General features: G+C 44.5%; 1 protein-coding gene. It reads left to right on the top strand.

Features of this window, described 5'->3' with window-relative positions; genetic code table 11:
* The first annotated feature begins 51 nt into the window (after window positions 1-51).
* Entirely contained in the window at window positions 52-834 is a 783-nt protein-coding gene (nudC, locus tag R7R78_RS24415; RefSeq protein WP_017449540.1) for an NAD(+) diphosphatase, read from the top strand.
* Window positions 835-1085 lie beyond the last annotated feature (251 nt).

Here is a 1085-nt window from a genome sequence, read left to right as displayed (position 1 = left end):
GAAATTAGATTGCCAGTAAAATGAACGAACTTCAAGCAAAGGGATGGTGTAATGTTAAGAAAAGGTGATGTTAACCGTGTGGCAAATGCACACTGGTGTGTTGTTGCAGGAAGTGAAATTTGGCTGGTGGATGGTGCTGTGCCTTTTGGTAGTGCGGAGCAGTTCTCACTGCCAGAAGAGAATGCGAGGCAAATTGGTGACTATCTTGGTTCGCCAGTGATGTGGATTAATTTTGCAGATTTGGAGCAAGATCTCCCACTCGTTTCATTGCGCGACTGTCTACATTTCCCTGAACCGCTATTTATGCTGTTGAGCAAGGCTATCCAATATGGGCACATGACCCAAAGCTTACGCTTTTGTCCGCAATGTGGTGGGCGCAACTTTCTTAATAATAATCAATTTGCCATGCAATGCGGAGAGTGTCGTACTTTGCACTACCCGCGCATTTTCCCATGCATCATCGTTGCTGTGCGTAAAGAAAATCAGATCTTACTAGCGCAGCACCCAAGGCATCGAAATGGCATGTACACCGTGATTGCGGGCTTTTTAGAGGCGGGAGAAACCTTAGAAGACTGTGTCGCGCGCGAAGTGCATGAAGAAACGGGCATTCACGTGAAAAACATTCGTTACTTTGGCAGTCAGCCTTGGGCCTTTCCATCCAGTATGATGATGGCATTCCTCGCCGATTATGATTCTGGTGAGCTCAATCCGGATTATACGGAGTTATCCGATGCACAATGGTTCGGTGTGAAAGAAATGCCACCAGTGGCACCAACAGGCACTATTGCAAGGGCGCTAATTGAGCAGACCGTTAGTGATATTCTTTCAGACTGAGATGCTGATCGTAAAGGAAGTAAAGGTTAAAAATTAATCATTTTTGAGACATCACTGTTGCTAGACTAGCTTGGTATGACGTTCTGTATTGATGGGTTTATAAATAATGGAGTATACCGAATGAAGTTGAAATCAGCGTTATGGCTAGGATTAGTATCGTGCACAATGGTAAGCATGTCGGCAAATGCAAGTATCGAAGTAAAAGCGAAGCGCATGTTGACAGAAAATACCATGACAGAAAATGTAACCAA

The sequence above is a fragment of the Vibrio sp. 2134-1 genome, from assembly GCF_033339495.1.
The sequence above is the reverse complement of the archived record's forward strand: the minus strand, read 5'-3'. Positions and strand labels throughout refer to the sequence as shown.